The organism is Variovorax ginsengisoli (assembly GCF_030486595.1).
Classification (GTDB): domain Bacteria; phylum Pseudomonadota; class Gammaproteobacteria; order Burkholderiales; family Burkholderiaceae_C; genus Variovorax; species Variovorax ginsengisoli_B.
Genome location: NZ_JAUJZH010000021.1, coordinates 120,589 through 143,145, shown reverse-complemented (window position 1 = coordinate 143,145; position 22,557 = coordinate 120,589). Strand labels below are relative to the sequence as shown.

At 64.5% G+C, this 22,557-nt stretch carries 23 protein-coding genes and 4 pseudogenes; 20 read left to right on the top strand and 7 right to left on the bottom strand.

Annotation, left to right across the window (positions count from 1 at the left end; translation table 11 throughout):
- Window positions 1-99 precede the first annotated feature (99 nt).
- A pseudogene (locus QZH52_RS25855) lies at window positions 100-531 on the top strand (transposase); the annotation flags it as partial.
- A gap of 934 nt (window positions 532-1,465) precedes the next feature.
- Here QZH52_RS25855 and QZH52_RS25850 read toward each other — a convergent pair.
- Window positions 1,466-2,449 carry a helix-turn-helix domain-containing protein gene (locus QZH52_RS25850; RefSeq protein ID WP_301813513.1) on the bottom strand — a complete coding sequence of 328 codons (984 nt, stop codon included), beginning with the start codon at window positions 2,447-2,449 and terminating at the stop codon, window positions 1,466-1,468.
- A gap of 581 nt (window positions 2,450-3,030) precedes the next feature.
- On the bottom strand, window positions 3,031-3,459 hold the full coding sequence (locus QZH52_RS25845; protein WP_301813511.1) for a cupin domain-containing protein: 429 nt from the start codon (window positions 3,457-3,459) through the stop codon (window positions 3,031-3,033).
- Between the two features lie 365 nt (window positions 3,460-3,824).
- Between QZH52_RS25845 and QZH52_RS25840 the strand changes: the two are divergent.
- Window positions 3,825-4,163 (top strand): annotated as a pseudogene (locus tag QZH52_RS25840) (IS630 family transposase); the annotation flags it as partial.
- A gap of 911 nt (window positions 4,164-5,074) precedes the next feature.
- On the top strand, window positions 5,075-5,263 hold the full coding sequence (locus tag QZH52_RS25835; RefSeq protein WP_301813509.1) for a hypothetical protein: 189 nt from the start codon (window positions 5,075-5,077) through the stop codon (window positions 5,261-5,263).
- A gap of 990 nt (window positions 5,264-6,253) precedes the next feature.
- Here QZH52_RS25835 and QZH52_RS25830 read toward each other — a convergent pair.
- Window positions 6,254-6,754: a hypothetical protein gene (locus QZH52_RS25830; RefSeq protein ID WP_301813508.1), complete on the bottom strand. Its 501-nt coding sequence runs from the start codon at window positions 6,752-6,754 to the stop codon at window positions 6,254-6,256.
- A gap of 244 nt (window positions 6,755-6,998) precedes the next feature.
- Between QZH52_RS25830 and QZH52_RS25820 the strand changes: the two are divergent.
- Window positions 6,999-7,987: pseudogene (locus tag QZH52_RS25820) on the top strand (transposase).
- 635 nt (window positions 7,988-8,622) lie between these two features.
- On the opposite strand, the gene QZH52_RS25815 reads toward QZH52_RS25820, so the two are convergent.
- Both QZH52_RS25815 and QZH52_RS25810 read right to left on the bottom strand, forming a co-directional pair.
- Entirely contained in the window at window positions 8,623-8,937 is a 315-nt protein-coding gene (locus QZH52_RS25815; protein WP_301813506.1) for a hypothetical protein, read from the bottom strand.
- A 119-nt stretch (window positions 8,938-9,056) separates the two neighbouring features.
- Window positions 9,057-9,329, bottom strand: a pseudogene (locus tag QZH52_RS25810) (IS3 family transposase); the annotation flags it as partial.
- Between the two features lie 99 nt (window positions 9,330-9,428).
- On the opposite strand from QZH52_RS25810, the gene QZH52_RS25805 reads away from it, so the two are divergent.
- Window positions 9,429-10,088, top strand: coding sequence for a hypothetical protein (locus QZH52_RS25805; RefSeq protein ID WP_301813519.1), 660 nt, complete (start codon window positions 9,429-9,431; stop codon window positions 10,086-10,088).
- Between the two features lie 24 nt (window positions 10,089-10,112).
- Here the strand turns inward: QZH52_RS25805 and QZH52_RS25800 are convergent, their stop codons facing one another.
- Window positions 10,113-10,277: a hypothetical protein gene (locus tag QZH52_RS25800; protein WP_301813505.1), complete on the bottom strand. Its 165-nt coding sequence runs from the start codon at window positions 10,275-10,277 to the stop codon at window positions 10,113-10,115.
- Between the two features lie 452 nt (window positions 10,278-10,729).
- Between QZH52_RS25800 and QZH52_RS25795 the strand changes: the two genes are divergently transcribed.
- Window positions 10,730-10,912, top strand: coding sequence for an oxidoreductase-like domain-containing protein (locus QZH52_RS25795; RefSeq protein ID WP_301813503.1), 183 nt, complete (start codon window positions 10,730-10,732; stop codon window positions 10,910-10,912).
- A 32-nt stretch (window positions 10,913-10,944) separates the two neighbouring features.
- Here the strand turns inward: QZH52_RS25795 and QZH52_RS25790 are convergent, their stop codons facing one another.
- The gene (locus tag QZH52_RS25790; RefSeq protein WP_301813502.1) at window positions 10,945-11,700 is read right to left on the bottom strand and encodes a radical SAM protein; all 756 of its coding nucleotides are present in this window, start codon (window positions 11,698-11,700) and stop codon (window positions 10,945-10,947) included.
- A gap of 95 nt (window positions 11,701-11,795) precedes the next feature.
- On the opposite strand from QZH52_RS25790, the gene QZH52_RS25785 reads away from it, so the two are divergent.
- The 14 genes from QZH52_RS25785 (at window position 11,796) to QZH52_RS25725 (ending at window position 22,556) form a co-directional block, all read left to right on the top strand.
- Entirely contained in the window at window positions 11,796-12,800 is a 1,005-nt protein-coding gene (locus QZH52_RS25785; RefSeq protein ID WP_301813500.1) for an ATP-grasp domain-containing protein, read from the top strand.
- 1,048 nt (window positions 12,801-13,848) lie between these two features.
- On the top strand, window positions 13,849-14,139 hold the full coding sequence (locus tag QZH52_RS25780) for a hypothetical protein (protein WP_301813499.1): 291 nt from the start codon (window positions 13,849-13,851) through the stop codon (window positions 14,137-14,139).
- A complete protein-coding gene (locus tag QZH52_RS25775; protein ID WP_301813498.1) occupies window positions 14,136-14,630 on the top strand; it encodes a hypothetical protein in 495 nt (164 codons plus the stop codon). The genes QZH52_RS25780 and QZH52_RS25775 overlap by 4 nt, the downstream gene beginning before the upstream one ends.
- 40 nt (window positions 14,631-14,670) lie before the next feature.
- Complete coding sequence (locus QZH52_RS25770) at window positions 14,671-14,919, top strand: hypothetical protein (RefSeq protein WP_301813496.1); 249 nt, start codon at window positions 14,671-14,673, stop codon at window positions 14,917-14,919.
- Window positions 14,916-15,515 (top strand): hypothetical protein, encoded by a 600-nt coding sequence (locus QZH52_RS25765; RefSeq protein WP_301813494.1) that lies wholly within the window; start codon window positions 14,916-14,918, stop codon window positions 15,513-15,515. Before QZH52_RS25770 ends, QZH52_RS25765 begins: the two co-directional genes overlap by 4 nt.
- Window positions 15,515-15,898, top strand: coding sequence for a helix-turn-helix domain-containing protein (locus tag QZH52_RS38695; RefSeq protein ID WP_366919322.1), 384 nt, complete (start codon window positions 15,515-15,517; stop codon window positions 15,896-15,898). The genes QZH52_RS25765 and QZH52_RS38695 overlap by 1 nt, the downstream gene beginning before the upstream one ends.
- The gene (locus QZH52_RS25760; protein ID WP_301813492.1) at window positions 15,810-16,382 is read left to right on the top strand and encodes a hypothetical protein; all 573 of its coding nucleotides are present in this window, start codon (window positions 15,810-15,812) and stop codon (window positions 16,380-16,382) included. Before QZH52_RS38695 ends, QZH52_RS25760 begins: the two co-directional genes overlap by 89 nt.
- A 19-nt stretch (window positions 16,383-16,401) precedes the next feature.
- Entirely contained in the window at window positions 16,402-17,682 is a 1,281-nt protein-coding gene (locus tag QZH52_RS25755; RefSeq protein WP_301813491.1) for an RNA-guided endonuclease InsQ/TnpB family protein, read from the top strand.
- Window positions 17,683-17,812: 130 nt separating this feature from the next.
- Complete coding sequence (locus QZH52_RS25750; RefSeq protein WP_301813490.1) at window positions 17,813-18,337, top strand: hypothetical protein; 525 nt, start codon at window positions 17,813-17,815, stop codon at window positions 18,335-18,337.
- A 204-nt stretch (window positions 18,338-18,541) separates the two neighbouring features.
- Entirely contained in the window at window positions 18,542-19,000 is a 459-nt protein-coding gene (locus tag QZH52_RS25745; RefSeq protein ID WP_301813488.1) for a hypothetical protein, read from the top strand.
- An 87-nt stretch (window positions 19,001-19,087) separates the two neighbouring features.
- Window positions 19,088-20,179, top strand: a complete 1,092-nt coding sequence (locus QZH52_RS25740; RefSeq protein WP_301813487.1) for a site-specific integrase — start codon at window positions 19,088-19,090, stop codon at window positions 20,177-20,179.
- A gap of 5 nt (window positions 20,180-20,184) precedes the next feature.
- Window positions 20,185-20,988 (top strand): hypothetical protein, encoded by an 804-nt coding sequence (locus tag QZH52_RS25735; protein WP_301813486.1) that lies wholly within the window; start codon window positions 20,185-20,187, stop codon window positions 20,986-20,988.
- A gap of 579 nt (window positions 20,989-21,567) precedes the next feature.
- Window positions 21,568-21,867 (top strand): hypothetical protein, encoded by a 300-nt coding sequence (locus tag QZH52_RS25730; protein WP_301813485.1) that lies wholly within the window; start codon window positions 21,568-21,570, stop codon window positions 21,865-21,867.
- A 455-nt stretch (window positions 21,868-22,322) separates the two neighbouring features.
- Complete coding sequence (locus QZH52_RS25725) at window positions 22,323-22,556, top strand: hypothetical protein (RefSeq protein WP_301813484.1); 234 nt, start codon at window positions 22,323-22,325, stop codon at window positions 22,554-22,556.
- Window position 22,557 lies beyond the last annotated feature (1 nt).

Here is a 22,557-nt window from a genome sequence, read left to right as displayed (position 1 = left end):
TTGATGAGGTAACTTCCCATCGTGGCACTTTGATGCCGTTTGCCGCAACGCCCAAGGGGCACTCCGCGGATAGCTCGGGACGGGGAAGTCCCTTTCATTCACATCGGCGTGGATGCCACGTCGGGGCTGGTGCACACGGTGGTGGGTACGTCGGCCAATGTGAGCGACATCAACGTCGCCGGAGCGCTGCTGCACGGCGAGGAGCACGCGGCCTCCGGCGACTCGGGCTATCAGGGGGTGCACAAGCGAGCGGAAGCTGTAGGGCCGACCTGGCATGTGGCGATGCGCCCGGGCAAGCGCAGGCTGCTCAACCCGTTCATCGAACCGGAGTTCGTAGCCGCGCGTGTCGAGAAGATGAAGGCCAGCATCCGAGCCAAGGTCGAGCACCCATTCCGGGTCATCAAGCAGCAGTTCGGGTTCACGAAGGTGCGCTACCGTGGCTTGGCGAAGAACACGGCGCAGATCGTCACGCTGTTCGCGCTGTCGAACCTGGGGATGGCGCGGCGTAAGTTGATGGAGGTCAGGGGATGAGTGCGTCTGCGAGGCCCGAGTCGGGCCGGCAAGGCGGCCGCAGCGGCTGCCCCACGCAGCAAATCGTTGCCGACCTTGCTCGATCGAGCCATCTGATTGCAGCGACATCATCTTGTTCAATCAGCCGTGATTGCAGAACGTGTTCTGCAGACCATCCCTAGGTCAATTTAAGGGTTGTCCGACACCTGCCCGTGTGACGCCGCGAGTCGGCGCTTTGAGTGGCGAGCGACGTAGCAAGCGGCGCGGAGCAAACCGGACCTGCTCATACATACGATCCGGCGAGCACCTCGTTGATTTCTTGCCAAGTTGGCGCCGAACGGACGAGAAGAGCCTGGCTTTGCTCCTGCGCAACCGCCTTCGTCAAAGCATCCAAAGCCAGGAGGATCGAAGGCCTGCGATTTTCCCTGTCCCGCGCTGCTCCGGTTCCCAAGAGGACGGTTGTTTCTCAATGTCCCGTCGGCATCACCCTCCGTTTCCTGAACAATTTTCGGCCGGCGTCAACAGCCAACACGCAACTCATGAAGCGGGGACAGCTGTCAACCTCTTCAATCAGGCCGGCTGGACGATCTCAATCCAATAGCCATCCGGGTCCTAGACGAAAGCGACGTCCTCCATCTTGCCTTGGTTGGGTCGGTTGACTTAGGGAACAGCTGGCTGGTCGAACCAAGCTCTGGCGGCGTCGAGATCGGGCACCGGGCAGATGTGGAATCCTTGGGGATGGGCGTTGCCATCGGGATAGCGAAAGATTGCACCGCTCTCGGTTCATCAGTTTCAATTGGGACGAGTTCGAAAATTCCACGCTGTGAGGAGAACCTCACCGTGATCGCCATCGTCTTCAGGCACATCGTTGCCCTCGGGCAATGCGTCAAAAAAAAGAGTGAGGCCTCACCTCGTGGAAATCGACCTTGCGCAAGACTCACATGTTCGGAGTTTGTCACTTCATTGTGTCGGATCGGGCGCGCTCGCGGTACTCACGAGGATTCATGCCGAACTGCTGCTTGAATGCGCGACTGAAGTGCGTTGGGTCGCTGAAGCCCCATGCGTAAGCAATCTCAGCCACGCCGGTATCCCGGTACGCCCGGCTGCGCAGGTCTTCGCCGCAGCGGGCGAGCCTCTGCGCCTTGATCCAAGAAGAAACGCTAGCCCCGGTCTGCGCAAAGAGCATGTGCACGTACCGCGGCGACATGCGATTGGCTGCCGCAATGCTCGTTGGCGTCATTTTCTCGTCCTGCAAGTTCAAAAGAACGTAGTCTTGAAGCTGCTTCAAGTACCTCTTCGCCAGGCCCTGAGGCGGGGCATCGACGCGATGATTCATCGCCGCGGAGAGAAGTTCGAGCGTCGCTCGACGCACAGCGGCTTGATCCGTATCGCCCAGAACGTCCATTTGCTCCGCGAGGGTCGCCACGTGTCCGAAGAGGACGGCCCCGATCCCACGGCGACTGTCGATCATGGTCCCGTTGAACCGTGCACCTCGGGGCAGGCGATCCTGGACGGCATTCCATGGAAGCACGAGCGACACCTTGTGGAGCTTTTCGATGACGGTGAATTCCATCGGTTGGTCGCTGGTCCAGATAAGTAAGTCGCCCGGTCCAACTTCGACCACATCGCTGCCGATCTGAAACTTCTCGCTGCCTGCCTTCGTGATCTGGACGCCGATGTACGCTTGGTCGTCCTTAGCGATCAGCTGCGGCAACCGCCTTCCAGTACATGGATCGCAGACGCACTCCACGACGCGAACTCCGCAGAAATTTCGATTCTTCACATTTGCCGTGAACTGTGGAGCGACCGTCCGGTGCACCTGCCACGGGCCATAGTTGTCAGTCAGTACAGCCTGCCATGCGTCCGTGACGTCGGTTCGATGAATGTCTCGGGTGGTCCAACTGGAGAGGGCTGCAGAAGTGGCATCGGGCTCGATCATATTTCTCTCCGGTCTCTCGGGCGCTCGATGGTGCCCGCACAATCAGAATATCCTCAATGCCTCGCCTTGACATGTTCTCAGAGTGAATACAAGTCGTCCACACGGAAGTGACCGCGAGACCATAGGGTAAACACTCGGCAGTGGGACTGGAGGACCCAGCCAAGGACGCTCTCGTCGAATGTTTAGTCGTCGAGGGGGGTGCCATTTACCCGATCCTATTCTCCCCTCACTCGATGCAGCCATCGCGCTCGACCGAATCGAGCCGCGACCGGGCGGCGGCTACTGCGAGAAAGGTGTGAATGTTTGGATGAGGATCTTCCCCCTGCGAACGTTCGGTCGGGAAGCTGAACGACCGATTCGTCGCAATCGTCGGACACCAGCGCATCCAAGCCTAGCCTTGTGCAAATGATTGAACGTGGTGGTCAAGAATCTGATGGGTGTTGGGCATTTTCTTAGTGGACGTGGTGTCGGCAGGCACGGAGCTTCGCCTTTAAGTGAAAGGCTCCAATATGTGTTGGGAAATGTTTTGCGAGTCGTGCAGTTCCGACGCGTGGTCGGCCAGCATCGCGTCTGCTGTACGGTCAGCCCCAGGCGCTTTGAACCTCTTCCCAACCGACCACCGCGATCGGACTGCCGTCCGGCTTGACGAAGGTTAGCGGCCCAAGGAATGTCATGTAGAACTCGCTGTCGATCGGAAAAGTCGTCTTGTCGTGCCTGGCGCCGGATGACTCGAAGCCGTAGCCCGGCGCGATGGCGGTGGCACCACCATTCGCCTTGCCCCCTCGAACATCCATCTTTCCTTTTGTGAGCAGGTATTCGCCCGGACCCGCGTGAATGTGCGGCGCAAACGATGAGTGCGCGGGGCAATCAAAGATTGCGCTCCACGAACCCTGTCCAGGTGAAACATTGAGCAGCTTCCAGCGAATGCCCCCGGTCGAGAAGGCTGCGGGAAACGGCTTCCACTGAACCTCGTCAATCTGGACATACTCTTCGTTCGTCTTCGGCTTCATCTAGTGTCTCCTATGGCAAAGAAATGAGTTGTTCGCGCGGAGCCCTTATCCGCCGCGCCGGCTTGGTGAATTCCATTTGCCAAGCCGTACTGAACATTAGGTGTTGTGACGCGCGTCGTGCACGGCTGGCGGGAAGGCCTGCTTGACTCACCGCGAAGATCAGGGAAAATCCTTAGGGCGCAAGTTGCCGAGGTCAGTTTCAGGACACGCTGAACGAAGGCGCCCGCTAACCAACGCGACTGCTGATGCGCCCCTGCCGCGAGGGAGCGGATGGTGCCACGCCTGCAGTTTTTCAAGGCAATCGAGGGGAGGCGTAGTCCGTCGTTGCGAAGTCTCGCATCGTTGCGCGCTTCACGAGTCCAACTTCAAGTCCACTCTTCGCGGCGTTGGACATCGACACCGGATCGATCATCGGGGACTTGCATCGCCGCCATCGAAGCACCGAGTTCTTGCAGTTCCTGCGCACCATCGAGGCCAACGTGCCGGCAGTGCTGAACATCCACCTCGTGATGGACAAATACGGAACACACAAGACTCCCGCCATCAGGAACTGGCTTGCCCGACATCCGCGCTTCCAGATGCACTTCACGCCGACCTCCACGTCCTGGCTGAACCAAGTCGAACGCTGGTTCGCCATCCTGACGCAGAAGTACATCCGTCGCGGCACGCATCGCTCCACGCGCCAGCTCGAACAAGCCATCAGGCACTGCCATCAGGCGGGCACATCCAATTTCAATGCTTCAGTGGTCGGAACAGCAGGCAACAGCACACCCTGGCCCGGCCGTACCCGCCCCCTCTGCCCGTTCCCCCAAACGGCCAAGTACAACGGCATAGGCAACACCGAACTCGAAAGCAGCTTTACCTGTCAATAGCGGGGTGAACCCTCAATTCTCGAATCTTGGGAGATCATGGGGCCTTGCATCGGGCTTATGGACTCGAGCAAGGTCGCAGTCTGGCGTTGCGTGGATTCGATCGTGAACGTCGAGCAGGCCTCGAAAAGGCTAGTGCGGAAGCCGACCCGGGTGAAATTTGAGGAAGGCAAACGTCGAGCGGGGAAGTGAGCGACAGCACCCATCGATTCCGCTGGAGGAACGATGGCATGGCACACACGAAAGAAGACGATAGTGCAACACGGGGGCACTGAAGGTGCGGCCGTGCGCACGGCCAACTGGCGCTCCGCGAGGAGCTGAGGCGGCCATGATGGGGCGGCGGAGCGGCGGAGGGGTGCGTAGTACCGATGAAGCCGGTCTTCATCCCGTGCGCCAGTTCCCCGGGCCAGCGTTCTACCCACCGTACGCCTCGATGTCCTCGACCCTCCGCCCGTTTACCCCTTGTTGGCCTTGCAGCATCGGTAGGCGTACTCCAGCACGTCGCCCGGTACACCTTGTTGTGCAGCAGGTAGAACCTGTACCCGGGTTCTGGCTTCGCTTTCGCATGTAACACGCTCTGCAACTTCTGACCGCTTGGTGGAGTTGTCAGGTTTCCCGATCTCCGGCTCCTTGTCGCTTCCTGCGTCTCTTGAACCAGGGCACTTTTCCCGCCACCGCTTCCGAAGACCGGCCCCGCCGGGCCGATTTTCCGAAGGATGGCGCAACGCTCGGAAAAGACGCGCTACATGCGCGACAACACGGTCGATAGCGCGTTGCGTACATTGGTGGGGTACGACACGAAGGAGCAGATCACGGGGCATGGTTTCAGGGCTACTGCCCGCACGCAGTTCCGCGAACTGCTGGGATGGGACCGCGAGGTCATTGAGCGGCATCTGGCCCACGTGTCCGATGAGGAGTTGGGGCTGCAGCTATGACCGCACCACGCATCCCGCCCAGCGCTGCCGGATGATTCAGCTGTGGGCTTGCCTGCTGGACGATCTTGCTGGTGGCAATGTTGTCGTGCCGGCGGACGACGTGCGACGGCCGAATGCTTTGCATGCGCGGTCTTGGGTGACCGGAAGCCCCACCGCAGACGTAGGCAGCGAAGTGTGGTTCACGGTTGCGGCATGGCCGTCCGATAGCCCTTCCGGATCGTCTACCCACGCCTGAAGCGCCGCGCTCGGCCAAGCGGACGCGCGTCCGCCAAGGTCGATGGGCGTAGGAACTCCCCTCCTCAATGAGCCGGTAAACTTTCGAGCGGCTGAGCGAGGTGATGCGCGCATCACCTCGCGCAACCAATAGAAGGTAGGCGGCGCCTTGGATTGCTTTGGCATTGGGTAGGGGTTGGTGGAAGAGCATGGCTGTTCCGTGTCGAGCGATGCTGGAAGGATGCATTCCGCGAAGGCTCAAACAAACCCACAGCGTGCACCGTAGCGTGTTTCGGTACAAACGCCCGCGTGCAATGTCGGGCTTTCGGCCACCGACGCCACAGAGAACTGACACCGGCGGCCCGTGCTGGATCGTCAGCGTTGGCTGGATGCTCAGTTGCGCTTCGTGATCTCCTGCCCCACTCGATTCACCGTCTCCTGCGCTCGCTCGCGCCCGGCGATGACGATGCGATTGCCATCGGTGCGGCGCTCAGGCGCCGCCGGCAACGGCCCCGATGGCCAGCAGTTGACCGCGCAGCGCCGGCCAGGATGCCGTCCCAATGCCAATCGACGCAATCCTCTAACCCGCATATCCCGCAGGGTCGTCGAAACCGTGCAGATAGTCGAGCGCAACCGACAACGTGTCCAGCATGATCAATCCGCACCGGGGGCAGCACGCGCTGATGTCGCGCGAGCACGCGAAAGTAATGCTGAAATGATAGGTTCGTTCGCGGGCGAAACCAGCACCTCCGTAGGCGGACGAGCGTTCTGCTGAGTTCAGACCGGTGACGCAAGGACGTCGATGCGCGGTCGTGCCGCAAGGGCGTTCTCCATCGCAGCGATCCGCGTCTTGTTGATTTCAAGCTGCTTGGCAGTGAAGACAGTGGTCCACGTCGATCCGTCGACGCTCCAGGTGCCGCTTGGTATTTCTTCGATGATGCAGAAGACGCGCGGACCGCTCGCGTCACCATTCGACCCATCGGCCTCAAGAACCGCGTTCGTAAGTTCGCGGGCCATGCCGTCGATTCGCACTTGGTCCATGAATCCGACCATCACCCGCACGTTGATACGGTAGATGTTCTGTGTGATTGGCTTCCCGCCAGCGCTCACGCTTTGGCGCGGTCGCTCGTCCAGATAAGCCCAGGCGACCGATGCAGAGGTGGCGTTCGCTTCGATTGCTTCCCATTTGAGGGCTTTCTCCCACAGAGTGCTCTCAAGCTTCTTGAGCGCGGGTGCGCTCAGTGCACCTTGCGGGTAGATCACATCGATCAGTGGCATGTTCAACTCCTGTCCGTCCGGACCGACGGTAGTGGCGTCGCGATGCGCGACAGGTCAAATCGTAGGTGGACTTGGCCGCAGCCACTTGCGTGTCCGTGCAATCAGAATTGCCTGTCAGTGCAATGAAGCCACCCGGGATCAGCGTTTCAACGACCTAACTCTAGATGCTATGAAGGACTGTCGCAGGCGAGGCCCGTTGAGCTAGAACGGGAACTCCCAGGTAGCGAACCGAAGGAGCACGGCCATGACTGCACCCGAGACAGCCCTTCAAGGCAAGGTTAGGGCGAATGCGCACGATTTGTACATGAGTTTGGAGCTGAGCGACAAGCGTTGGAACCTGACGTTCGGCGACGCATACGGAACCCCAGCCGGTGCGCTGTGGCCGCTGGCGATCAGGGGGCCGTGCTGGAACGCCTAGGCAAGGCCCGACTGCGCTTTGGGATTCCTGCCGACGCGACGGTTCACGCGTGCTACGAAGCGGGCCGCGATGGCTGGCGGCTGCACCGCTGGCTGGTCGAGCAGGGCATCAACAACATCGTGGTCGACTCGGCCAGCATCGAGGTCAACCGGCACGCCAGGCATGCCAAGACCGATCGACTCGATGGCGACAAGCTGCTGGCGATGCTGCAGCGCTACCACGCGGGCGAGGCTCGCGTATGGTCGGTGCTGCGCGAGCCCACGGCGCAGCAGGAGGACGCGCGCCGGCTGCACCGCGAGCTGCTGCGGCTGTCGCAGGGGCGCACCGCGCACACCAACCGCATCGGCTCGTTGCTGGTGCTGCACAACCTGCGAGTGCATTCCATCGCTGGGCGAGACTGGCAGCCGCAGGTGGCGCAACTCGCCAAGCTGCGCTCGATCGGGGTCGGCAGCGCCTGGTTACTGGTCAAGGAACTGTTCGGCTGGCGGCGCTTCGCCAACCGGCGCGAGCTGGCCGGCTGCGTTGGGTTGGCACCCACACCGTATGCCAGCGGCGGCAGCCAGGTCGAGCAAGGCATCAGCAAGGCCGGCAACAAGCGAGCGCGTGTCTTGCTGATCGAACTGGCATGGAGCTGGCTGCGCTATCAGCCCGACAGCGCCCTGAGCCAGTGGTTCAACCGGCGCTTCGCCGCGGCGCGCAAGCGCATGCGACGCGTGGGCATCGTGGCCCTGACGCGCCGCCTGGCCGTGGCGCTGTGGCGCTATCTCGAGCACGGCGAGATTCCGTCCGGTGCCGCGCTCAAGCCGGCGGTGTAGATCACCGGCTTGGACCGGCAAGGCTGCTCAACAGACGAAGGCAAAGGTGGCTTCATGATCACAGGTCTACGCGCCCGCAACAGGTCCGGGTCACCGCAAAGGGACCGTTTTTCTAGATGGGGCGCGTCGGTCAACAGGGGTAAGCCAAGCGCATTGCGCGCATGTTGCATGTGGTGCCGGATGCGTGCATCCGGCACGGATAGAAGGTTGTCCGGGCCTTGGCTCGAACGCTCGTCACACCCCGACCTCGGATCACGACCGCCTGACCTCACCCGAGTGCTTCGCGCATCCACACAACTATTCGTACCCCCATCAGCAGCAAGCATCCACACCCACCACATACGACTTGACAAATTCAGTCCTCATAGAAGGGCCTGTTCACACTATTTCCGGGGTCGCGTAGGGTTGCCGGAAATAGTGTGAACAGGCCCTGATATGGCCGCCCCTGTCAATAGGCGCCCGGTTCTGAGGTTGGATGCGACACAAGTCTGCTGCTGCAACGATGGATCAGTCTGATATCCGTGGGTTGGCTGCCGCCGCATCACCAACTGCTGACGCCGAGTGGGCCTCAATTCGGGGGGCTTGGAGGTCGCCATTCATCGTGGCATTTGCCGGGTAAGGGGCAGTTCGTTGCGTCACATGCAGTCCTGTTGATCAATCGCCGGCAGGAGCCGCCAGCCTTGCTCCTCGTCGCGCTTCTCGTGCGACACATATTCGGGTACCTCGCTCGATGCACCGGTCGCTGTCAGCGGAACATCAGCGACTTTGGGCGCCGTAGCCTCAGCACTCGCCGCACTGCAAACAACCGCACCGTCCTGCGAAGCGGTGCGTTCAGCTCGCTTCCGGAACTCGTAGATTCCCGAGCGAAGTCCTCGCGTGAATTCGATCACGGTCTCATTCGCATGCTGCAGGGTCGCCTCATCGATCTCGTCGCCCTCCTCAATCTTCACGAGGAGCGCGTCGCACTCATTCACCGCGGCGAGCAGCTCCTCGGCATCCTTGGCTAGGTAATGCGCGAACTCGACCGCCTTCGTCAGGGCGTCTGGGTTGCTACCGGTCTCGTGGACACCTAAGCTTTTTGAGCTTTCTCGAACTGTATCGGACTGACGTAGCCGAGCGTCGAATGACGACGCGTCGGGTTGTAGAATCTCTCGATGTAGTCGAACACATCGGCTCGCGCCTGTTCCCTGGTCCTGTAGACCTTTCTGGCTGTTCGCTCCATCTTCAATGAACTGAAGAAGCTCTCCATGGCCGAGTTGTCCCAGACCTCGCCCGCGCGGCTCATGCTGCAGGTGATGCCTTGTTCCTTGAGCAACTCCTGGAAGTGCTCGCTGCTGTATTGGACCCAGACGGCCGAGGTGCCAGATGAGTGCCTGGACGCTCTCCGGGAGGAAGCGGATACTCCGAGGGCATGTGTATGCGCCTGAACCGAATCGTCAGCATGGCAGCCGTCGTCCTCGCTGGTGGCTTGAGCGCCATGCACGCGACGAGCGCCGAGGTGAGCCCTCCCACGAGTGAGGAAGCCCAGGCTGCCTATGCGCGCTTCGTCACGTCCTTTGCCGGACGGCTGTACTCCGCTGGATCGGCGACGCTCAGCGGCGGCAAGGTCGCGGAGATCAACGAATTCGCCCACCGCCAACCCTTGCGCGGTTGCGACGAGCGGCGCGAGCCCGGCGCGGACCCATTTGCCCCAGCGGATGCCGCGCCGCCGCCGGTGGTCTTCAACTGCACCTGGGAGAACGGCGAGCGCATCAGCCTGACCCGAGTGGCCAATACCGGCGTTTGGATGGTGAGCAACGACGCCGCGGCTGCCGCCGGCGCCGGGATGATGCTGGTCGGGCCGCTACGAAAGGAGCCACAGGTGGTGGCGATCCCAGCGGCACCGAGCAAGGCCGCGCCTCCGGACGCGCCTCCGGACGCGCCCGCAGTTCCAGCGGTGGCCGCGACCAGTGCGCCAGCGCCGACCATCTTCACCGGGGCAAACATGCAGGCGATGCCGAGCCCATTCGTGCCGCCCGCGCGCGCTGAGCCGGTGCGCAGCAGCACGCCAGCGCCAGCGATCGGGCCTATGCCTGCGCCCTACTCCGCGGGAGGTCGATGAGCGCCCGTGGGCCGGGCGGCGCCGCTAGGCTTCCTGGCCGCCGCGGATCGCCGACGTCGATCGCTGAATCTGCGCGGCCATCAGTCGCTCCAGGCGCGATGGCGGCTCGCGATGCACGAGCAGATCGATGATCCAGCCGGCCGACACCAGGACGGCCAGTGCGCCGAGGGTGAAGATCGCTGATTCCATGGTCCGCTCCTGAGTCGAGAAGGCGGCAACTTTGCCGCCGCCTGGCAGCCCTGTGAACCCTCCAGATGGACTGCGTGGTATTTGCGCACTTTGTGACGTAGTTCCTTTTCCCGCGACGATCGCGTGGTTGGGGAACCCGCCCGCCGTGGACAACCTGCTGCCCACACACGTGTGGACAGGCCCTTCGGGCTGCCAGGTTTGCCCACCGCTCCCCGCGCGCTTGCCTTCGGCCTGACGCCCTGCCCACCGGCTTCGCCCGTGGACAGGTTGCCCGGACGGTGGCCCGTCCGCCCCTTGCGGCCTTTGGCCGGGGGCCCCACCTCGGACCTACAACGGAACTCCCACCGCTTCGCGGTCAATTGCGGGGCCCCTGCATTGCAGAATCGGTATTCGCCGTCGCCCCGGCACTCCGCTACAGTTCACGCCGTTCGTGCGCCTGACGGCCGCTTGCCATGACTTCTTCTGCCCTGTCCGACCCCGACCCCATGCCTCAGGCCCCCGAGGCGCCCGACCTGGACGCCTGCTGCGGCAACGGCTGCGAGCCCTGCATCTTCGACCTGCACGACATGGCCATGGACCGCTACCGGCAGGAGTTGAGGGCATGGAAGGCCAGGCACCCGGAGGCGGCCGGCTGACGCCGACGCCTGGTGGCGCCTGCCACGCTCGCCTACCGCCGGCGCGCCGCCATCAGCGGGTAGATGCCGCCGCGGCTGATCCGCGCGCCGATCTCGCGGTACCGCCGCGCCGTGCGGCCGGCCAGGCGCAGCCGGCTCTCGAAGTATTCGGCCCGCCTGCCGGGCACTTCCGCGCCGTCGCGCAGTAGCGGATTCAGGAGGATCGGCCAGGCCGGTGAGCCCCATCGCGCGAGCGCGGCAAGATCCTCGTCGGAGTCGTTCACTCCGTCCTGCAGCACCACGTTGAGCTCGATGCTCGAGAACCGGCCCTGGTGGAGCTGGATCGCGGCCAGGATCGTAGGCAACGGGGCGCTGTTCCTGACCAGGCGGTCGCGCACGGGCTGGCGCGCGGCGTGCAGGGAAAGTTGGAGCCTGGTCGGAAACGACCCGCCGTCGAGCTTGCCCAGGAGGCGATCGGCGCCCAGGCCGGAAAAGCAGTACCGCACCGAGTCGAAGTCCGCGCTGATGCCCGGGAGCGCCTCGCACACCGCGGCCGCCTGGCGCCAGTTCAGCGCGGGTTCGCCCTCGCGGGTGAAGGACAGCTCGAGCGGGCGACCGTCTGGCGGCGCGGCTCGCAGTGCCTCTTCCACCAGGTGGAGGATCTCGGGAGAGGTCAGGTTGCGCGCGAGCGGGCCTTCGCCGGACACGCAGAAAGTGCAGCCGATCCGGCAGCCCAGTTGGGTCGGGACGCTGATGATCCGGCGCGCGGCCAGGCTGATGTCCAGCGCGCCGGTGCGGTAGCCGGTCATGCGGAAGTTGGAAAAGTTGTGACGGGACGTTGCGAGGCGTTTTATTATCCGTGTCAATCTTCTCTTACAAACCAATGATTGCGCAAGGCAACAGAGTGAATACTGTTCAACGCTTCGTTCCGGGCGTTCGCCAGGGTGCCGCCTCGGCTGCTGCGGGCGCGCCGGCGATGCTGGTCCTGCAGGCCGAAACGTCCGCCGAAGTGCGTACCGCGCTGTTGGTGGCCACCATGCGTGGCACCCCGGTCCGCCGGGTGTCGCTCAAGGATCTTCAGTCCAACCTGGATGTCAGCGGCATCCTGGCCGCGCACCTGGGCGAGATCCCGCCGGTGGGCACGGTCGAGTACGTGCGCGCCGTGATGGGCATCCGGGGCGTCCCGGAGCCGGACGGCATGGGCTACGGCCCCATCGGCGACTTCCTGCGCCGCGAGGTCCGCGAGGGCGTGCTCTATGAGTTGAAGGCTGCCGAGGGACCGGTCTTCGTGAAGCCCGTGGCCACCAAGACGTTCTCAGGCTTCGTCTACGACCCGCGCCCGGGCGCCAAGCAATCCGAATACCAGCTCGAGCAGCTCAAGGCGATCGCCTCGCTTAAGACAGCCACCCGCGTGTGGCTGTCCGAAGTGGTCGAGTTCGCCTGCGAATGGCGCTACTACGTGGACGCCTCAGGCCACATCCTTGCCAAGGCCCGCTATGACGCCGACGGCGACGATGACGCGCCGGAGCCCACCGCCGAGGTCGTGCAAAGCGCGATCGACAGCACGGTGATCTACCTCGAATCCCGGGGCAACGCCCATCCCCTTGCCATCGATGTGGGCGTCCTCACCAACGGGCGCACCGCCGTCGTGGAGCTATCCGACGCCTGGGCCCTCGGGCTTTATGGCCACGCCCGCACGCCGGGCGGCACGGACTGGAAGGCCGAGGACTACGTGGACTTCCTGCTGCAGCGCTGGCGCTCGATCGTCGCGTACGCGCAGCTGCGTGCGGCCCGCGAGGCTGCCGAGCGCCTGGCGAAGGTCGAGAAGATGGAGCCCCCGCCGCCGAAGGTTCCGGCACCGCGCGGCCGCCCCCGGAAGGTTCCGCTCCAGGCAGCAGCAGGGGCCTGAAAAAGATCTCACCCGGATCGGGTTTCTTGCGGTATATCATGAAGAAGCCCCTCCGCGCCCGCCCCTTCGTCCCGACCTCACCCCCGTCGACCCTCGCTCCCACCGGAACCCGACCCCCGCAAGGCCTTGGTTCCGCGCCGGCACGCATCCCCACATAGCCTGATCCCCGCGGGCTCGATCCTGCTGGGTTCCATTCCTCTCGAACACATTCCCCGCGCAGCATGCCCCCCGTCGATCTGTCCGAAGTGAGCGACGCCGACTTGGTCGCCGAGCTGGAGCGGCGGCGGTTTCGGCGCGAGCGGCCACCCAAGCTGCGCCACGTCTACTCGTGCACCAGGTGCTCGAATGTCTACCGCGCCGGCAACACGCCCGTCACGATCTACGCCCAGTCGGGCGCCGCCTGGTGCAGCAACTGCAACGTGCAAACGACCGAGTCGACCGAGCCCTGGGAGAGCCTTGTTCGGTCGGGAAATGCTCGATCGGGACACGGATCTGTCCGCCCGTCCGGCACGGGCTACACCGTCGGTACCGGCCCCCACGGGACAGGCCCGCAGCGCCAGGTGTCCGCCTAGTGTGGTTTTGTCGGGACCGCCCGCCGAGCACCGCTCCCCTCCTCCCGTCGCGTGGGGATAGCTCCGTCTGGATCAATTTCCCGTCGGATCGACTCTCCATCGAGTGGGATTCGAGCAGGGCATGGTGCGTGCGGGTAGATCCCGCGGGGGCTTGTTCGTGCGGGGATCTGAACGGGTGGTGATGTGCCCCACGGGGCACAGAGCCAGGAGGGAGGGAGGGAGGGGCTGGCAGGTGCGCTGACTCATGATATACCGCGTGCCCCTCGTCCTGGGGTGAAGTAGGGCCTCGCATGGCCTGCGCGGTGGGGGTTGCGGCCGGCGTGCTGTTGGGCTCGTCCGGCTAGCTTTTCGTGGGGTGAGTATCGTCGCGTTCTCGGAATCCTTGAGAGATTGTTTATCTGTAGAGTACTATTCTTGCGAAACGAATAGGCATGAACAGTTCATGTCTGCGAATTCACACACAAGACCGAGAAAAGATGCTTGCCGGACTGATCTCCCTGGGTGCCTGCCACGCGCTGACCGCGCTGCGCGAACGCGCCGCCGAGTGCGGCTGGCCCGAACTGTTCGGCCGGGCGATCGACCACGCAGGCGACACAGTGGGCCTGCTCTGCATGGGCCTGGTCGGCTGCGCCGCGCTCGTCCTGTGCGCCGTCTTCCTCTTGCCCTTCAGCGTCCTGGCCACGCTCGTCGTGGCGGTGCGCTTCGGCCGGGTGCTCGCCGGAAACGCGATGGCCCGAACCGCAACGTCCCGGAAGGCGGCGCGATGAGAGCGCCCTCCATCCACGACGCCCCCGTCTCCAAGACGCACCGGATCGCCGACGTCACCGAGTCCGCCGGGGACCGGGCGACGCGCAGCGCGCCGATGAGCCCCATGAGGCCCACGACGCTGTGGAGCGCGCAGGAGCTGGATGCGTACCAGGGCCAGAAGGCCCCGCAAAGCCCCGCGCCCCAGAGCGCCCGCGGCTTCACGATCAAGGCAGCGATCAACCAGGGCTCGGTGGACTTCCGTGTGAGCGGCAAGTCCACCGCCGTCACCTTCGAGGAGCTGGCCGCCGCCTGCCACGAGCAGCTGCCGGGCGTTGTGCTCGAGCGCCGCACGAAGTGGCTGCAGTACACGTTCGACCTCTGGTCGCACGCCGGCCAGTGCCTCTATTCGATCCCCATCCTCAGCATTGCAGAGCCGCAGCCGTCTGCCCCGCTCGTGCGCAAGCCGCGCCGCCACCCATCCGAGCTGGCGCCACACCACCCGCGGGGATAGCCCTCGAGGAACCACCTAGTTCAAGCCCCCCGAAGCACCTATGAAGACATTCATCGCCGCCGTCGCCCTGAGCCCATGGATCGCCTACCGCCTGCTGAGCCTCCTGGCCAGCGAGGACGCGGCATGGCAATTTGTGAGCGCCAGCCTCTGGGTCGGCACACCCATCCTGGTCGTGGCCGCCGCCCTGCGCGCGTACGGCGAAGGTCTCAAGCGCGGTGCGCGCGGTTCCCAGCCGAGCGCTACCGACCGCCCCGCATTCCAGTCCACCCAACTCGGACAACTGAATTGAGCTCCGCAGCTGACCTCCTCGCCCGCCATCTCTTCGGGCGCATCCCCATGGCGCCGACTGCGCCGGCCGACTCGACCTGCACGATCCGCAGCATGGACGGCCTGCCGCCCGCGCGCCGTCAGCGGCCCGGCCTGCACCGTCACCCGGCCACCGAGATCACGCCTGCGATGCGGTCCCTGAACTGCGCGAGCGTGCGCGGCGCGGGCGTCCCCGAGGCCGGCACCCAGATGAAGCCCGAGATCACAGCCCTGTGGGCCGACGCGCTCGAATCGGGCAAGTACAAGCGTGGGGCTCGCCGCCTGAAGGACCGGCTCGGCCGCCACTCGGCCGTCGGCGTCCTGTGCGAATTGCACCGCTCGCTGCACCCGACCATGCGAGCCCTGGAGCCCGAAGGCGCCAGCTACCTCGGCGAGAGCGCCCTGCTGCCGCGCATGGTGCTGGCCTGGGCCAGCATGGACCTCTTCGCGAGCCAAGGTCCGGAGATCGCGATCAAGTCCAAGCTGACCCGCCAGTGGCGTTCATTCGCAGTGGACGTGCACGACTTCATGGGCGCGTCCTGGCCCGAGATTGCGCGCGCGCTGCGCAGCCAGATCTGATGAGACGCGCAGCCGCTCCCTTCGACGCCGCGCGCTTCGGGGCCTGCCTGAAGCAGCGCCGCCTGGCCAGATCGCTCACGCTGCAGGAGCTGTCCGCTCAAACCGGCTTCTCGGTGACCTCGCTCTCCGAGATGGAGACGGCAAAAAGCCCACCTTCCCGAAGGCCGCCGGCGTCTGCCAAGCGCTCGGCGTGCGCCTCTCCCGTGTGTTGCTGGATGCCGAGCGACAAGCTGTTGCGGCCCGTGCCGCGAACTGAGTCCGTAGAGAAAGAGTCACCCCATGGTCCGAGACCCCTTGCGCACCCTCGCCCTTGCCGAAGCCCTCACGAAGGGCGAGTTCCGGGGGCTCGAATGGGCCGTGAGCCGCGCGCGCCGCGACAGTGATGCCTATGGCTCGAGGCCCGAGAACGCGCTGAGCGCCATCAAAAAGTTGAAGCAGCACCTGGGCACCCCTCTCGCCGAAGCCGACCTGATGTCGGTGAAGGAGCAACGGGGCCTCACGTGGGCCGTCGGGCGCGCCACCAAGGATGCGGATGGCTACGCCTCGGAGACGCTTGCCGCGCGCAGCGCCATCGCCAGGCTGCACGCCACGATCGAGTTCGAGCAGGAGGCGCGTCTGGCCGGCCATCGCGACTGGGCCTACAAGCTGGAGGAACGCCAGGCCGCCGGTGGACACGTGAGCCAGGTGGCGATGCTCGCGGCCCGGGAGACGCTCGGGCGCCGGTTCGAAGTGCGCGACCTGCCGCCGCACCCAGCGCCACGGCCGGCACGATCGCCTCCGCCTGACCCAAATCCGCGTCAAGCCCCGTCGTTCAGGACGGGGAAGGAAGCCTTATTTTCTTTGTGTCCTTGCGTGAATCGTTGCTGATTGCCCATACTGTTTTTGCATGTCTACCGAATCTTCTCGCCGTGCCTTCCGCTTCCAGCTTCGTCCTCGACCAGCGCAGGAGAAGCAATTGGCGCGCTACGCGGGCATGATGCGTTGGGTCTGGAACCGCGCGCTAGCCGAGCAGCAAGCAGCGAGGGAGCGCGGTGAGAAGTACGCAGCCTTTGCCAGCATGTGCAAGTGGCTCACAGCTTGGCGCGCAGCGCCGGATACTCGGTGGCTGGCAGATGGCCCCGTGCATCCGCAGCAGCAGGTCTTAAAGCGCCTGGACGCCGCGTTCCAGACCTTCTTCGCGAACATGCAGGCGGGCATGAAGCCCGGCTACCCCCGCTTCAAGAAGCGAGGTGACGAGCCCGGCATTCGTTTCCCGGATCCCAAGCAATTCAAGCTGGACGCGGCCAATGGGCTCGTCCAGCTTCCAAAGCTTGGCTGGGTGCGCGTGCGCATGAGCCGACAGGTCGCCGGAGAACTGCGCAATGCCAGCGTCACCCGAGAGGGGAAGCGCTGGTATGTCGCGATCCAGACGCATCAGCCCGGCGTGCTGCCGGCGGCCGGCGTCGCGCCGACGCTCGGTATCGACCTGGGCGTCGCGAACTTCGCGGGCCTTTCGGATGGGCGCCTGATCGAGCCGCTCGCGGCGCTGAAGGAACTGCAGCGGCGCCTGCGGCGCTACCAGCGCAGCGTCAGCCGCAAGGTCAAGGGCTCGTGCAACCGCAAGAAGGCGGTCGTGAAGCTGCGCGCGCTGCATAAGCGCATTGCGCAGCAGCGCAACGACTGGCTGCACAAGCTCACGAGCGACCTCGCGGCCCAGCATCCCGTGATCGCGATCGAGGACCTGCGCATTGCGGCGATGAGCGCCTCCGCGCGCGGCAGCGCGCAGAAGCCGGGCAAGAAGGTGTGTCAGAAGGCTGGCCTCAATCGCGGCATCCTCGATGCCGCCTGGGGCGAGTTCAGGCGCCAGCTGGAGTACAAGCTAGCCGCGAACGGCGGCCAGGTGGTGGCCGTGAACCCGGCCTACACGAGCCGCACGTGCCGCGTCTGCGGACACGAGGCGGTCGAGAACAGAAAGAGCCAGGCGCTCTTCGCCTGCGTGGCCTGCGGCCACACAGAAAATGCGGACATCAACGCCGCAAAGAACATTCTGGCCGCGGGACACGCGGTCTGGACCTCTTCCTCGAAGCCCGCTGCCTGTGGAGGGGTGGTCAGACGCGCGGCGTCCGCAAGGACGAAGCGCGCAGCCCCGGCGAAGCAGGAACCCACCGAAGAGGCTGGCCGTGCGTGAGGTGCAGTCCAGCAGCAGGAATCCCCGTCCTGGGCGGGGAGGATGTCAACAAGATCCCGAGTGGCAACGTCTACGCCGCGACCGAGAAGCTCCTCTGGATCGAGATGCACCGAGCTGCATGACCGCGTGCGTGATCATCACGTCCGACAAGGGATGCGTGGGCAAGCAGCGCGACTTCCTGATCGACGACCACCCGGAATGGACGAACGCCGACCAGTTCCCCGGCACGATCATCACCTTCACGGGCGACTGGCCATCGGTGGTCGAGCAGATCCGCTTCGGGCTGCGCATCCGCCAGGCCATGGCCAGCGCGTTCAGCCCCGCCACCGCCTCCATCGCCCCGGTACCATCGCCAGCAGCGTCACCTGAGCCTGCGGCGGTGCCCGCCTCGCGCTTCCGGGCGGGGATGTGGATCGCCAACGAGCACAGCCTCGGGCGCGTCCGGTACGTGCACCCGGAAGGCACGCTCGACATCGTGCTGTTCGAGCGCGACGGGCGCCAGATCGGTCGCGTGTCTCCGGCCATGGGCGGCCCCCGCGGGTTCGAGCCGTGCGCCAGCCCCGAAGGCTGGGCGGAGATCGCCCGGCCCGCTTTTCCCACGACGAAGTTCGCCTTCCTTCACGATCTAGCGCCTTCTGCGTCCGTGACGCGATAGCGGCCCGAGCAGAATCCCTGCTCAACAAAAACGCAAGCCCACACGGACCTGAACCAGCAACTTACGACCGGCTACATCGCCGCACTTGAGGCAACCGACCGCGATTTCATCGTCACCCTGAACGCCTACTCAGCCAGAACAATCAGGCTTCCGCTTCCTGAAGTCATCTGTAGGGAAGTACTCGCGGAGCCATCTTCAAGCTATATGACCAAGAAAATCACCTTTGCCGCCCTCGCCATGGGCCTCACAACATGCATCGCCTCGGCCCAGCCCTCGGACGAGATGTCCGATTTCAAGAAGCGCGCAGAGATCGCCGATTTCAAAGCGCGGACCGAACGAATGATTGACGCGGTGGGACGGGAGGCGTGCGAGGAGTTCAATGCCCAAGCCACTGCAACTTCGTTCTGGGTGTGCGTGAGGGGCGCACGCGGGACAGCAGAGGACATGACGCGCCGCATGATTGAGATGGGGGCTATGCTGCCTCCATCCAAGGAACGTCCCGAGTTCGTTGACAAGGCGCTGTACACGCACTGCAAGACCGCTCTCGAGAAGCCTTTCATGCCCAACGACTATTCGGTCTGCAAGCAAGGCGTCGAAGCCGCGGTTGCCATCGTCGCGAAATCCACCGCGGTGAAACCGAAGCAATCCAGCCGCTCAAAGTGACGCCTTCGTAGCGCCTGCAGCGTTGCCGCAACGCCAAGATCGGGTCGGAAGGGTTCGAAGCGAAGAGGGCCCTTATCCTCGGGTCACATGGCCCGCACCATCACGACCTCCTCCGCACGCAGCCTCCCGTGGCTGCAGAACCCGCTCCAAGCGCACAAGGAGTGGCGCGCCACGCTGACTTGGAGCCACGCAGGGGACGAGAACACCAGGGACGCGCTCTACACCGACCACAGCAACAAGCTCTACCAGTCGTTCTGGGGCAAGTTCTGCCGGTGGCTCGCTGCCAAGTCGCTCAAGCTCGACCAGGTCAAGCAGGCCCACATCGAGGATTTCCTCGGATCGTTGCGCGGCCGCAAGAACGCGCCGGCGAGCGTGCGCACCATGCGCACCTACTTGGCCGAGATCAACCGCGTGTTCACGCACCTCGAGGCATCGGGGATCCTGCGCGCCAACCCGGCAGCGGTCGTGCTCGAAGGCAAGCGCAAGAAGGCCGAGAGCCGCATCGAGACCGACCCGCCTCTGCCTCCAGGCCCGACGTTCCTGGCCGCCTACGAGAAGATGGCCGCCCGGATGTTTGCCGAGGAGCGCGCACAGCTGCGCCAAGGGTGGACGCCGGCGCGCAACCTGGCGCTGCGGCTGCTGGTCGCCGAAAGCGGGCTGAAGCTGTCGGAGGTCTGCAAGCTCATTCCGCGCAACATCTCCTTCCTGGACGGCGGCACCGTGGTGATCCGCTCGCCCGGCCACCGCCAGGTCGCCGCGCGCACGCTCGTCGGGAAGCGCCAGCTCGCCAACGCCCTCGCGCGCTGGATCGAGATGCGCTCCGAGCTGCGGATCGTGCGGTCCCGGCGGGCGATCGCGGAAGGCGCCCGCACGTCGAATCGCCTCTTCCTTGGCCAGGTCGACATCGCACCGGCAGCGGACCTGGTCGCCGGCGGCCTCGGGGCGGCGCGCAGCCCAATCGCCCCGGATCTGGCCGAGCGCGTGGTCACCAGCTGCGTGAAGCGAACCCTTGAAGCGCTGGGCCACCAGGCTGCGTTCCATGGACCGCAGTTCGTGCGCAACGCCTACGCGGCGCGCCTGATCCATCGCGGGATGAACGATGCGGATGTCTCAGATCAGCTGGGGATGAAAACGACGTTCACGGCGCGGGCGATCAGGGAAAAGCTTCAGGCGGGGTAGGCGGAATGCTCAGTCAGCAAGAGATCCGCGCCACCGCGACGCCGCCGGCGAGCATGCCCAGCTTCAAGGGACTCGACGCCGTGCTTCTCAATGAGGCGCTGCAGGAGGCCCATTGTCGGATCGTCACGCCTTCAGCGCTCGCACCGCTCCTGGGATTGCCGGGCCGCTCGGGCGTGTTCCTTCCCCAGGCTTCCCTCGCCTACTGCCAGAGTTTTGGCCGAATCGTAGTTGTGGGGCGCGCGCCGAAGGGGTGGCTGAACAAGGTCGATCTGTCCAGCACGCCGATAGCCGACTATGTCCGTCGCTCCGCAGACGCCCACCTGGGGGTGCTGTTGGCGAAGCCGGGGAAGCACAAGTTCCTTCAGTTTTTGAAGCGCGGCAACCAGCGCATGGGCGGTGCCGCCGGTGCTCTAGGCTGGTGCAACCTATTCGCGGCCAGCCATGCCCGAGCCTCGCCAACGACCATAGCGAAGGACTTTCCCGACGCGTACCAGGCCATCAAGCGCCTCTCCAGAGAGCTTCTGGACGCCCAGTTGAGGATTCTTCAGCCGCACGTCATCTGCTTTGCAACGAACCCGTCTTTCGACAAGCAGCTCAAGAGCCACTTCGGTGAGCGAATGGGTCCGATCTCCGTTGAGAATAAAGGCGCCCGGCTGCGCTTCGAGCTTGATAGCATTCCTGCCTGGCGCATCAACCACCCCATGCACCTGACGAAGCTCGATCGCGAAACAGCGCTCACGGACATGATCGCGGTCGCAAAGGCCGCCGCCACACCCGGCGAGAAACGGCCTAGCCAGATCTCGGCCTGATTCCCACGTCCGGGTCTGCGTCAAACGGCCACCCCAGCTCGTAGCTGCCCAGCGGCGCCGGGGCGCTGAATCATTTGCGGCGCGGCGGTCCCCTTCCCTGCGAACGATCGGTAGATAGGCGTCCCAGCGCACGGCGGCCATCACCATCTCGTCGACCTTCTCGCGCGTCGCACTCGCAGGGACCAGGAGCTTGAAGCGCTCGAGGGTCGAACCCTCCAACGCTGGCGAGCTCGACATCTTCAGGAACGCCTTGTCGGCGTCCTCGACCGTCGAGAACCAGCACGCAGAGGCACCCGTCACGGCACGCGGGTCCACCGCAATGCCGTGCACTGCCTTGATCGCCGTGGAGCCGCCGGCGGCCGGAGCCGGAGCGTGCGGAGCCCGCGCGCCAGCATGGGGTGGAACGTCGGAAGAGGGATGTTGAAAGGTTTCGTCACAGTCTGCCTTGCCTAATTCGGGTTCGTGTCGGTATTCTGTTACGAACTAGGAATTTCACGAGATATTTCTGAAATCGAGCAGAATCCCCGAGGGATCTCGATCGAAGGAAGCCCTTCCCCACATCGAATCTCGAAAGCTCGTATGACCATCTTCAACATCGCAATCACCATGGACATCGTCTGCGCCGCCATCAGCATGGCCGGCAGCCTGCTCGTGGCGCGCTATGACCGCTGGTCGTACCTGGGCTGGCTGGCCTGGCTGTTGGCCAACGTCCTCTGGATCGTCTGGGCGTTCACCGCACCCACCGCGCCCGTGTGGGGCGTCGTCGTCCAAAACGTGTTCTTCTTCTATACGAGCGCGAAGGGTTATCTGGCCTGCCGCAACTCTCTGAAGGCAGCGGCGCCCTCGCCTGCAGCCTCGTGCCAAACGGCTCCGACCTGAGCGCCCGTCCCCTTTTCCGAATCACATGACCTCTCTGAATCTGGACCTCCGCAGGCTTCCCACTCCCAAGATCGAAGCTCTTCGCGCCACCTTTGAAGGCCATCTCGTAGCGCCCTGTTTCAGGGCCGTCCGGAAGAAACCGTGCGCCAACTCCTTGAGCGCGCGGGCACCGGCTACGTCGAGGGCCATATAGACGCCGCATGGAACGGCTTCCAATGGGGCGGTGATCACGTGCGAACCCTGGTTCAGGAAGCGCTGCATCAGCTCGACGACGAACACACGCCGGCCGAGGTTCGCAAAATCGGCGCAGACCCGGCGGACCCAGCCCGGCCAAATGCTGAGGCGGTGGCCGCTTCCCACTACCCTTCGACCAACGGCGAGGAGATCGACTGGGCTCTCCCGCTTTTCGACAGCGACGGGTATCCGCACCGACTCGTCGAGCTCGGGGGCTCCAGGTGGTCACCCGCCACTCGTTCGCCTTCGTCATCTGGGATCGCAAGTCGCTCTCGATGGTCTACAACCCCGACGAAACGCCGTTGACCATCGGAAACACGCCCATGTCGCAACAGGAACGCGAGCGCCGGCGCCAGGTTGGCGCGGCGATTCTGGGCGACCTGCATGCTCAAGCCGCAGCCCAGCGGGCTGAAGAGGACCTGGACGACGACCGCAGCTCGGCTCCGCGCGGCTGAC